Below are 10,254 nucleotides of genomic sequence, written 5' to 3'. Positions count from 1 at the left end.
CCGGCGTCGCCGGAGCTGGCCGAGCCGCGGGGGGTATTCGTCTCGCTGCACCGCCAGGGTGCGCTGCGCGGGTGCCTCGGGCACCTGGAGGCCGACCTGCCGGTGGGCGAGGCCGTGCGGCGGATGGCGGTCGCGTCGTCGCGCGACGACCCGCGGTTCGCGCCCGTGGCGCCCGACGAGCTGGCGGACGTCGAGGTGGAAGTCTCGGTGCTCACCCCGAGCCGGCGCGTGCGGCCCGACGACGTCGTGCCGGGCCGCGACGGGTTGATCGTGCGGCGGGGCGAGCGCTCCGGGGTCCTGCTCCCGCAGGTGGCGCCCGAGCAGGGCTGGGACCGCGAGGCGTTCCTGCGCGGCGTGTGCCGGAAGGCGCTGCTGCCGGCGGAGGCCTGGCGCGACCCCGACACCGAGCTGTACGCCTTCGGCGCGCAGGTCGTGCCGGGCCGGGCCGGCCGGTGACGGAGTGGTTCGAGCGCTGGTTCGGCGAAGAGTATCTGCACGTCTATCTGCACCGCGACGAGGACGAGGCCGAGCGCCTGGTGGGCCTGCTCGCCGCGCGGCGCTGGGTGGAGCCGGGCGAGCGGGTGCTCGACCTCGCCTGCGGCGGCGGCCGGCACGCTGAGGCCCTGCGGCGCCGCGGCGCCCGGGTCACGGGGCTCGATCTCTCGGCGTCGCTGCTCGGCGCGGCGCGGCGGCGCGGCGGCGGCCGCTATGTCCGGGGCGACATGCGCGCGCTGCCCTTCGGCGACGGCTCGTTCGACGCCGTCCTGAACCTGTTCACCAGCTTCGGTTACTTTGTACGCGACGGCGAGCACCAGCGGGTCCTGCGCGCCGTCACCCGCGTGCTGCGCCGCGGAGGCCGGTTCGTGCTCGACTACCTCAACGCGCCGGCCGTGAGGGCGGCGCTGGTGCCGCACGACGAGCAGGCGTTCGGCGAAGCGGTGGTGGTGCAGGACCGGCGCGTCTCGGACGACGGCCGCTTCGTGGAGAAGAGCATCCACCTGAGCGACGACAGCCGCACCTTCACGGAGCGGGTGCGGCTGTTCTCCCGCGCCGAGCTGGAGCGCATGATGCTGGACGTGGGCCTGCGGCCGGTCGCGGCCCTGGGCGACTACGAGGGAGGACCCAGCGGTGCGGAGAGCCCGCGCGTGATCCTGCTGGCGGAGAAGCCGTGACGGTGAGGTTCGAAGCCACGCCCGGCGGGCCGCCGCCGCTCGGGCCGGAGCCGTTCGCCGCGGCGCAGGCGGCCCAGTCGGGCCGGGCGTTCCCGTCCTCTGCCGCCGCGGCGCTGGTGGCCGTCGCCGAGCAGGGAGCCGGGCCCTCGGCACGCTCGCGCGAAGCGCTGCTCGCGGGGCGGGCGCTGGCCGTGACCACGGGGCAGCAGCCCGGCCTGTTCACCGGGCCGCTCTACACGATCTACAAGGCCCTCACGGCGGCCGCCCTGGCCGAGGCGCTCGCCGCGCGGTGGTCCCGGCCGGTCGTGCCGGTGTTCTGGGTCGCGGGGGACGACCACGACTTCGCGGAGATCGACCACTGCGCGGTCATCGCGGGCGACGGCGGGGTGCGGACCATCACCTTGCGCGAGCGGGCCGCCGAGGCGCCCATGCTGCCGGCGTACCGCGAGACCGTGGGCGCTGACGTGGCACGGGCGCTGGCGGCGCTGGAGGAGGCCCTGCCGCCGAGCGACTTCCGGGCGGAGACCCTCGGCTGGCTGAGCGGGGCGTACCGGCCCGAGCGGTCGATGGCGGAGGCGCACGCCGCGGCGCTCGCCGAGCTGCTCGCGCCTTTCGGCGTGGTGGTGTGCCGCGGCTGGGACGGGTCGCTCAAGCAGGCCGCGGCCCCGGCGGTGCTCGAGGCGCTGCGCTCCGCGCAGGCGCTCGACGACGCGCTGGCGCACCGGGCCGCCGAGCTGGCGCGCTCGGGCGAGGAGCCGCCGGTGCCCGTCGGCGAGGGGCTCAGCCTGGTCATGGTGGAAGGCGCCGGCGGGCGGGACCGGCTGCGCATCGACGGGGCGGCGTTCGTGACCCGCCGGTCGGGCGAGCGGTTCACCCTGGCGGACGCCGAGGCCCTGCTGCGCTCCGAGCCCGAGCGGCTGTCGGCGAACGTGCTGCTGCGGCCCGTCGTCGAGGCCCGGGTGCTGCCCACGGTCGCCTACGTCGGCGGCCCGGCCGAGCTCGGCTACCTGCGGCAGGTGGGCCCCGTGTTCGAGCGGCTGGCCGTGCCGAGGCCGGTGGCGACGCCGCGGCTCACGGGCTTCCTCGTCGAGGCGAAGACCGACAAGGTGCTGGAGCGCCTGGGCGTCGCGCTCCCGGACCTGGCGCGGCCGGAGGGCGAGCTGGCCTCGGCGCTGGTGCGCGACGCGCTCCCGGCGGACGCGGCCGGCTCGCTGGCGGCGCTGCGCCGCGCGCTGGACGAGCGCTACGCGGCCGTGCAGGCGGCGGCCGTGGGCGTCGAGCGCACGCTGGAGCGGCCGGTGGAGACGGCGCGCAACCAGGCGCTGCACGCCGTGGACGAGATCGAGAAGCGGCTGGTGGCGGCGCTGAAGCGGAGCAACGAGACCGCGCTGCAGCAGCTGGCCCGCGCGCGCGCGAGCCTCTTCCCCGGGGGCAAGCCGCAGGAGCGCGTGCTCACGGCGGCCAGCTACCTGGCCCGCCACGGGCGGCCGCTGCTCGAGACGCTGCGCCAGGCGGCGCGGGCCCACGTGGAGCGGCTACTTGAAGCCGCCCCGCGCGGGGCCTAGGTTTCGAGGATGGGTGTCGCCGTCATCGTTCTCATCGCCTTCGCGCTGATGATTCCGCTCACCGCGATCGTGCTCGACTCCCCGGTGGTCCGGGCCTGGGTCGAGCGGATGCAGGGCGGCAAGGTCGAGGACGGGGCGGACCTCAAGGAGCTGTCCAAGAAGGTCGGGATCCTCGAGACCGAGCTCGAGACCGTGAACCGGCAGCTCGCCCAGATTCAGGAAGAGCACCAGTACATGCAGCGGCTGCTCGAGGACCCCGCGCACCGCGCGGCCGCGCCCAAGTCACTGCCCAAGTCCAGCTCCTAGACATGCCGCGGTCGCCGGGGCCGGGGCGCTCGTCGGCGCTGGTGGCCGCCGGGATCCTCCTCAGCCGGATCGCGGGATTCGTCCGCCAGCACGTCATCAGCCGCTACTTCGGCCTCGGCCTCGTGGCCGACGCCCTCGGCGCTTCGTTCCGCATCCCCAACCTGCTGCAGAACCTGTTCGGCGAGGGCGTCTTGTCGGCGTCCTTCATTCCGGTCTACGCGCGCCTGGTGGGGCAGGGACGGGACGAGGAGGCGGGCCGGGTGGCCGGCGCGGTGGCCGGTCTGCTGGGCCTGGTGGTGGCGGCGGCGGTGGCGCTCGGGGTGGGCGCCACGCCGCTGGTGGTCAGTGCGCTGGCGCCGGGCTTCACGGGCGACAAGCGCCTCCTCACCATCACGCTGGTCCGGATCCTGTTCCCGGCCACGGGCATCTTGGTCTTCTCGGCGTGGTGCCTCGGCATCCTCAACAGCCACCGCAAGTTCTTCCTCTCCTACGCCGCCCCGGTGGTGTGGAACGCCGCCATCATCGCGGCGGCGATCGCCGGCCGCCGCGCCGCCGCGGAGCGGCTGGCCGTCATCATCGCCTGGGGGGCGGTGGCCGGCAGCCTGCTGCAGGTGCTGGTGCAGGTGCCGGTCGTCCTGCGGCTGGCGCGCGGGCTCAGGGTGTCGGCGAGCACGGCGGACCCGGAGGTGCGCACGGTGGTGCGCAACTTCTGGCCGGCGCTGGTCGGGCGGGGCGTCAACCAGATCAGCGCGTTCGTGGACACCGTCATCGCGAGCCTGCTGGGCAACGACCCCGTCGGGGCGCTGGCCAACGCGCAGCTCCTGTACACGCTGCCGGTGAGCCTGTTCGGGATGTCGGTCTCGGCCGCCGCGCTGCCGGAGATGTCGGCCACGGGCGGCAGCGAGGCCGAGCGGCACGCGGCCCTGCGCCGTCAGCTCGAGGACGGTCTGCACCGCATCGCCTACTTCATCGTGCCCTGCGCGATGGCCTTCCTGGCGCTGGGCCAGGTGTTGGTGGCCGCGCTGTTCCAGGCCGGCCGGTTCCGGGCCGTGGACAGCCGTTACGTGTGGGGCATCCTGGCGGGCTCCGCCGTGGGCCTGCTGGCGTCCACGCTGAGCCGCCTCTCGGCCTCGACCTTCTACGCGCTCGGCGACACGCGCACGCCGCTGCGCTTCGCCGTGGTCCGCGTCGTTCTCACGACCGTGCTCGGGTTCCTGTGCGCGGTGCCGCTGCCGCCGCTGCTGGGCGTCGAGCTGAAGTGGGGCGCCGTTGGCCTCACCGCCAGCGCGGGATTCTCGGCGTGGGTCGAGTTCGCGCTGCTCAGGCGAGCGCTGGCCGCGCGGATCGGCGCCACCCACTTCGCCCGCGGGTACCTGCTCAAGCTGTGGGGCGCGGCGATCGCGGCGGGCGCGGCGGCGGTCGGGCTGTGGCGCGCCGCGTCCGGCCTGGGGCCGGTGACCACCGGCCTGGTGGTGCTGGTGCCGTACGCGCTCGTCTACGGCGCGGCGACCCTGGCGCTCCGCATTCCGGCCGCCCGGGCCGTGGCGGCGTGGAGGCCCGGCCGTGCCTGACGAGGTCCTGCAGCGCAAGCTCGAGGCGCTGCCCGACGCGCCCGGCGTCTACCTGTGGAAGGACGCGGACGGCACGGTGCTGTACGTCGGCAAGGCCGGCAGCCTTCGCGGCCGGGTGCGGTGGTACTTCGGCGACGAGGCGGCCGCCAACCCGCGGTTCGAGCTGCTGCGCGAGCGGATCGCCGACCTGGACACCATCGTCACCCCCAGCGCGTCGCAGGCGCTGCTGCTCGAGAACAACCTGATCAAGGAGTACCACCCCAGGTTCAACGTGGACCTGCGGGACGACAAGCGGTATCCGTGGCTGGCCGTGACCGTCCGCGAGCCGTTCCCGCGGGTGCTGGTGACCCGCAGCGCGGCCGAGGACGGCGCCCGCTACTTCGGGCCGTACACCGACGTGGGCGCGCTGCGACAGACGCTGCGCGTCATCCGCCGCATCTTCACGGTGCGGTCCTGCAGCTACGACCTGCCCGCGGACGCTCCCGACCGGCCGTGCCTCGACTACCACATTCACAAGTGCCACGCGCCGTGCGTCGGCTGGGAGAGCCGCGAGGCCTACGGCCGGATGATCCAGGACGTGCTGCTGTTCCTCGAGGGCAAGACCCTCGAGGTGCGCCAGCACCTCCGCGAGCGGATGCAGGCCGCCTCGGCGGCCACCGACTTCGAGCTGGCCGCCGAGCTGCGGGACGCGCTGAAGCGGATCGACCAGATCGAGGAGCCGCCCACGGTCGAGCGCGTCGGAGGCGGCACCTGCGACGCGATCGGCCTGGCGCGGGACGAGGACGACGCCTGCGCAGTGGTGCTGCGGGTGCGGGACGGCAAGCTGGTGGGGAGCGAGCACACGTTTCTCGTCGGCGTCGAGAACGTGCCGGAGAACGAGATCCTGACCGCGTTTCTCGTGCGCACCTACCTCGCCGGCGATCGCCGCGCGCCGGTGGCCTACCTGCCGTGCCCGCCGGCCGACGAGGCCGCGCTGGCGGAGGCCTTCGGCGACGCGCGCTGGGCGATCCCCAGCCGCGGCACCGCCCGCCGGCTGACGGACCTGGCCGACCAGAACGCGCGCCACCTGCTTGAGACGCTGCGCCTCGAGACCTTCGAGGGCGCCGAGCGGGCGGAGGACCCGGTGTACGCGCTGGGGCGCGACCTCGGGCTGGCCGCGGTCCCGCGGCGGATGGCCTGCGTGGACATCAGCACGGCGCAGGGGCGCGACACGGTGGGTGCGATCGTCTGGTTCGAGAACGGCCGGCCCCGCCGCAGCGAATACCGCACCTTCAAGGTCAAGCTGGTGGAGGGGCAGGACGACTTCGCGTCGCTCACCGAGGTGGTGACGCGCTGGCTGAAGCGGCGCAGCGACGAAGGGCGCCAGCTCCCCGAGCTGCTGCTGGTGGACGGCGGGCGCGGCCAGCTCAACGCGGCCCTCGCCGCGGCCGGCGGCCTGGGTCTGTCCGAGCAGCTGGCGTTCGCCTCGCTCGCCAAGCGCGACGAGGAGGTGTACCTGCCCTCGCGCGCCGAGCCTCTGCGGCTGCCCCGGCGCAGCCCCGCCCTGAAGCTGATGCAGCGGGCCCGGGACGAGGCCCACCGCGTGGCGGTGACCTTCAACCGCAAGCGCCGGGCGGCTCGGACCCTCACCTCAGAGCTGCTGGCCGTGCCGGGCGTGGGGCCGGCGCGCCGGCGCGCCCTGCTCGAGCGTTTCGGCTCCCTGGCCGGGGTGCAGTCCGCGAGCGCCGAGGAGCTGGCGGCGGTGCCCGGCGTCTCGCGGCCCCTCGCCGAGCGAATCCTCTCCCACCTCGCCTCCCGGAGCTGACGCGCGATGGACTGGACGCTCGAGTGCTCCGGGTGCGGCAAGCGGCAGGGCGCCGGCGGGCTGCCGACGGTGTGCGGGGACTGCGGGTCGCCCTGGCTGGTGCGGTACGCGACCCGCTATCCCGGGAAGCCGTCGCTCCCGCCCGCCGCAACCGGGGAAGGCATGTGGCGCTACCGTGCCCTGCTGCCGCTGCGCGAGTCGGAGCGGCCGGTGACGCTCGGAGAGGGCGGCACGCCGCTCCTGCCGGCTGCCCGCCTGGGAGCAGCCCTCGGTGCCGCGAACCTCTGGATCAAGGACGAGTCCGCGAACCCGACGGGTTCGTTCAAGGCGCGCGGGCTGTCGGCTGCCGTGACGCGGGCCGTCGCTGCAGGGGCCGGGCGGTTCGTGCTTCCCACGGCGGGGAACGCCGGAGTGGCCGCGGCCGCCTACGGTGCCCGGGCCGGCGTCCCGGTCAAGGTCTTCGCGCCGCGCTCCACTCCCCGGCCGCTCCTGGGCCAGATCGCGGCCTACGGCGCCGACCTGGAGCTGGTGGACGGTCACATCGGCGACTGCGGAGCCCGGGCCAGGGCCTACGCCGCCGAGCACTCGGCGATGGACCTTTCCACACTGCGGGAACCCTACCGAATCGAGGGAAAGAAGACCCTCGGCCTGGAGATTGCAGAGCAATTGGGCTGGCGCCTCCCGGGGGCGATCATCTACCCCGCCGGCGGCGGGACCGGCCTGATCGGGATGTGGAAGGCCTTCGGGGAGCTGATCGAGTCCGGCTGGGTCTCCGGGCCGATGCCGCGCCTGTTCGCGGTCCAATCGGCCGGCTGTGCGCCCGTCGTGCGGGCCTGGGAGGCGCACGCTGAGCGGTGCGAGCCGTGGCCCGACCCGGAAACCGTGGCCAGCGGGCTTCGGGTGCCGGCGCCCCTGGGGGGAGCGCTGATGCTGCGGGCCCTGCGCGAGAGCGGGGGAGGGGCGGTCGCCGTCGCGGACCCCGATCTGGTGGATGGGGCCCGGCTCCTGGCGGAACGGGAGGGGATCGACGCTTGCCCGGAGGGTGGCGCGGCCGTGGCTGCGGCCCGCAGGCTCCTCGCCGCGGGGCTCATCGCGCCCGCCGCGGGGGTCGTAGTTTTCAACACGGGGGCCGGCGTGCTGTACGGCAGGGACCTCAAGTAAGGTGTTGACGCAGTCAGCTAACTCGTGAATCTTTAGGTACTTGGGTGGTTTCATCTCCATGGAGGTACAGGTAATGGCATCGCGCAGTCTCACCATCATCGCGCCGCTGGCGGCGCTGGCGTTCTCCTTCACGTCGGCCCTCGGCCAGGCGGCGCCGGAGTGTCGTCACCTCGACTACCGCGGGAACTTCCGCCTGAACGGGGCCAAGCAGCACCTCGACCAGGCGAAGGCCACGAAATACGAGGACGTGAAGCGGGGCCGGATCGCGGACGCCACGCGGCTGCTCAGCGACGCGGCGAAGGGCGGGGGCGCCGACCCGGCGACCCTGTGGTATCTGTACGGGCAGCTGTACGTGCTGAACCACGACCTGGTCGGTGCGGACTCCGCGTTCACCAGGGCGGAAGCGGCCACCGATCCGGAGTGCAAGCGGGAGATCGAGCGGGAGCGCTTCAACGAGTGGGTCCCGCTGCAGAACCAGGCCACGCAGATCATGAACGACAACCCCGACTCCGCGCTGGCCTTGTACCGGAGGGCGAACCTGATCTACCGGGCCCGCCCGAACTCCTACCTCAACATGGCGAACATCTTCTACAACCAGAACCGCGTGGACAGCTCGATCGTCTACTTCCGGCTGGCGGCCCGTTCCACGGAAGACCGCACCATGGCGGATCTGCGGGAGACGGCCCTGTTCAACGCGGCGCGGCTCATGACGCGCGAGGCGAACGACACCGCGCGGGTGCACGCGGAGGCTCAGCGGCGCAACGTCGCGGACAGCGTGGTGAAGATGGAGTGGTATCACGAGGCGGAGGGCACCTACCGGGAGGTGCTGCAGATCCGGCCTCGGGACCTGCCGGCGCAGGCGAGCCTGGCCATGGTGCTGGTGGCGCAGCACCACGATGCCGACGCACGGATGGTGTACGACTCGATGCTGGCCCATACGGACTCGGCCGACGCCCTGGACCTGATGGACGCGGGCACGGCGCTGTTCCGGTCGCGGCAGTTCGACCTGTCGGCGCGGGCCTTCGAGCTGGGCCTGGCGAAGGACCGCTGCGATCGCGACGGGCTGTTCAACCTCAGCAACGTCTACCTGGCGCAGAAGGACTCGGTGAAGATGCTGGACGCCGCGCGGCGGCTGGTGGCGGTGGACTCGATGAACCGCACCTCGCTGCAGATGCTCGCGCGGGCGTGGCAGGACAACGGGAACAAGGACTCCACCCTGCGGGTGCTGCTCAAGGCCGACTCGCTGCCGTGGGAGATGGCGGTGCTGCGCTTCGAGCCGGGTGACACGTCCGCGACGTTCCACGGGATGGTCACCAACCTGAGGACCCAGCCCCTGAAGGGCTTCACGCTGGCCGTGCAGTTCCTGAACGCGGCGTGCGACGTGGTGGCGACGCAGACGGTCGAGCTGCCGGACCTCAACGGGAACGGGAACCCCGGGCAGTCGTACGACTTCAACCTGGCGGCGAACGGGCGGGGGATCCTGGCCTGGAAGTACAAGGTGCAGTGAGGATCGTTGACGGGGGGGCGCGGCCTTCGTAGGTTGCGCCCCATCAGCGGGCGTAATTCAGGGGTAGAATGCCAGCTTCCCAAGCTGGACGTCGCCGGTTCGAATCCGGTCGCCCGCTCCTGGTTGATGGCGCTGCAGCTTGTGTCTTGATGGTTGATGTGTCATCGCCAAGATGCGATGACGGGGACAAGGCGGGGACAGTGGGTCGCCGACTGCTCGGCGCAACCTGTCCCCGTCGTCGCGTCCGGGCTCACGCAGAGTGCGGTCACCCCGGCGCCGGGGTCGCGCACGCCGCGGCGCGCGTCAGCAGCAGCGCCCGCTCGCGCACGTTCTGGGCGAGCGAGGTGTTCGCCCGCATCGGCCTCGCCCAGGCGTTGATCCTCGTCGCAATGGTCCTCGCCGCCACCGGCATGGCGCGCGGCTACGGAGCGTTCCAGCCCGGCTTGGCCTGACCCTGACGCGCCAGCCGCGGCGGCTCGAGCCGGCACGCGAAACACCGTGTGGCGGCTCGATTTGTGTCCTGTCCGCGAGGCTCGCACATCGCTTGAAGGCCGGAGCAGAATGTATTGTGGATTAACGCGTTACGCTGTATCATCACAGGCCATATGTTACGTGTCGCCGCCGTCGCGCCCGGGTCCCTCGGTGACCAGCTCGGCCTCAAGAGCGGGGACGAGCTGCTCACGGTCGCGGGCCGCGAGCTGGTGGACTTCCTGGACTGGGAGTTCCTGACCGGCGACGAGTCGTTCGTCCTCCACGTGCGCTCGGCGGCCGGCGAGGAGACCGAGTACGACGTCGAGCGACCGGAGGGACTGCCCCTCGGCGTCGTCCTGGAGCCGCCCAGAATCCGGCGCTGCAACAACCGCTGCGACTTCTGCTTCGTGGACGGCAACCCCGAGGGCGCCCGGAAGCCGCTGTTCATCCGCGACGACGACTACCGGCTCAGCTTCCGGTACGGGAATTTCGCCACCCTCTCGAACCTGAAGGACAAGGACGTCCGGCGGATCCTCGAGTACCGCCTGTCGCCGCTGTACGTGTCGGTGCACGCCACCGACCCCGCCGTGCGGCGCCGCGTCCTCCGCAACCCGAAGGCTCCCGAGATCCTGCCGCAGCTCGAGTCGTTCGCCGCGGGCGGGATCCGGTTCCACACCCAGGTGGTCGTCGTGCCGGG

General features: G+C 73.1%; 10 protein-coding genes and 1 tRNA gene. 10 read left to right on the top strand and 1 reads right to left on the bottom strand.

Translation table 11 applies throughout. The features are described from left to right. The 9 genes from amrA to VMF70_11095 form a co-directional block, all read left to right on the top strand. On the top strand, positions 1 to 456 hold a 456-nt coding region (gene amrA, locus VMF70_11135; protein ID HTT68574.1), incomplete at its 5' end, for an AmmeMemoRadiSam system protein A. After that, on the top strand, positions 453 to 1,172 hold the full coding sequence (locus VMF70_11130) for a methyltransferase domain-containing protein (protein ID HTT68573.1): 720 nt from the start codon (positions 453 to 455) through the stop codon (positions 1,170 to 1,172). The genes amrA and VMF70_11130, both read left to right, overlap by 4 nt. Beyond that, complete coding sequence (gene bshC / locus VMF70_11125; protein ID HTT68572.1) at positions 1,169 to 2,737, top strand: bacillithiol biosynthesis cysteine-adding enzyme BshC; 1,569 nt, start codon at positions 1,169 to 1,171, stop codon at positions 2,735 to 2,737. Before VMF70_11130 ends, bshC begins: the two co-directional genes overlap by 4 nt. A gap of 9 nt (positions 2,738 to 2,746) precedes the next feature. Beyond that, positions 2,747 to 3,043, top strand: a complete 297-nt coding sequence (locus tag VMF70_11120) for a hypothetical protein (GenBank protein HTT68571.1) — start codon at positions 2,747 to 2,749, stop codon at positions 3,041 to 3,043. Between the two features lie 2 nt (positions 3,044 to 3,045). Then, positions 3,046 to 4,614: a murein biosynthesis integral membrane protein MurJ gene (gene murJ, locus VMF70_11115; protein HTT68570.1), complete on the top strand. Its 1,569-nt coding sequence runs from the start codon at positions 3,046 to 3,048 to the stop codon at positions 4,612 to 4,614. Further along, positions 4,607 to 6,418, top strand: coding sequence for an excinuclease ABC subunit UvrC (gene uvrC / locus VMF70_11110; GenBank protein ID HTT68569.1), 1,812 nt, complete (start codon positions 4,607 to 4,609; stop codon positions 6,416 to 6,418). The genes murJ and uvrC overlap by 8 nt, the downstream gene beginning before the upstream one ends. A 6-nt stretch (positions 6,419 to 6,424) precedes the next feature. Further along, positions 6,425 to 7,579, top strand: a complete 1,155-nt coding sequence (locus VMF70_11105; protein HTT68568.1) for a threonine synthase — start codon at positions 6,425 to 6,427, stop codon at positions 7,577 to 7,579. A gap of 73 nt (positions 7,580 to 7,652) precedes the next feature. Further along, entirely contained in the window at positions 7,653 to 9,086 is a 1,434-nt protein-coding gene (locus VMF70_11100; protein ID HTT68567.1) for a hypothetical protein, read from the top strand. A 46-nt stretch (positions 9,087 to 9,132) separates the two neighbouring features. Next, positions 9,133 to 9,204 (top strand) — tRNA-Gly (locus VMF70_11095). 147 nt (positions 9,205 to 9,351) lie between these two features. Here VMF70_11095 and VMF70_11090 read toward each other — a convergent pair. After that, on the bottom strand, positions 9,352 to 9,498 hold the full coding sequence (locus tag VMF70_11090; protein HTT68566.1) for a hypothetical protein: 147 nt from the start codon (positions 9,496 to 9,498) through the stop codon (positions 9,352 to 9,354). Positions 9,499 to 9,691: 193 nt separating this feature from the next. Between VMF70_11090 and VMF70_11085 the strand changes: the two genes are divergently transcribed. Further along, positions 9,692 to 10,254, top strand: a 563-nt coding sequence (locus VMF70_11085) for a hypothetical protein (protein ID HTT68565.1), incomplete at its 3' end; no start/stop codon positions are given.

The organism is Gemmatimonadales bacterium, assembly GCA_035502185.1.
GTDB lineage: Bacteria > Gemmatimonadota > Gemmatimonadetes > Gemmatimonadales > JACORV01 > Fen-1245.
The sequence above is the reverse complement of the archived record's forward strand: the minus strand, read 5'-3'. Positions and strand labels throughout refer to the sequence as shown.

Bases quoted from the DNA above. Each gene is read 5' to 3' on its own strand.
- VMF70_11105 (HTT68568.1), top strand. From the start codon at position 6,425: ATGGACTGGACGCTCGAGTGCTCCGGGTGCGGCAAGCGGCAGGGCGCC.
- VMF70_11120 (HTT68571.1), top strand. From the start codon at position 2,747: ATGGGTGTCGCCGTCATCGTTCTCATCGCCTTCGCGCTGATGATTCCG.
- murJ (HTT68570.1), top strand. From the start codon at position 3,046: ATGCCGCGGTCGCCGGGGCCGGGGCGCTCGTCGGCGCTGGTGGCCGCC.
- VMF70_11100 (HTT68567.1), top strand. From the start codon at position 7,653: ATGGCATCGCGCAGTCTCACCATCATCGCGCCGCTGGCGGCGCTGGCG.
- VMF70_11090 (HTT68566.1), bottom strand. From the start codon at position 9,498: ATGCCGGTGGCGGCGAGGACCATTGCGACGAGGATCAACGCCTGGGCG.